Source organism: Pseudoalteromonas sp. RB2-MNA-CIBAN-0110 (genome assembly GCF_040309305.1).
GTDB classification, from domain to species: domain Bacteria; phylum Pseudomonadota; class Gammaproteobacteria; order Enterobacterales; family Alteromonadaceae; genus Pseudoalteromonas; species Pseudoalteromonas arctica.
The window spans coordinates 1-223 of record NZ_JBEOOQ010000377.1 but is presented as its reverse complement, the minus strand read 5'-3'; the positions used below and the strand labels follow the sequence as shown (position 1 = coordinate 223).

General features: G+C 47.5%; 1 protein-coding gene. It reads left to right on the top strand.

Features of this window, described 5'->3' with window-relative positions:
• Positions 1 to 223 (top strand): hypothetical protein (locus AAEY68_RS21850; protein ID WP_350586917.1); only part of this gene is annotated, 223 nt, incomplete at both ends.

Here is a 223-nt window from a genome sequence, read left to right as displayed (position 1 = left end):
ACCCGGTAACAGCGCAAGATACTGTTGAGCTTGATAACACGGCAGCCATCACTACCAGCATTGATAAAACAGCCGACTCAGTTATTAACGGTAACGGCGAAAGTGCCGCAATAGTAGTGCGCGGTACGGTTACTGATATTGAAGACGGTCAAACCGTAACGGTGACTATTAACGACGGCGTTAATCCTCCAATTGAAGTACAAGCAACCGTTCAAAGTGGCGA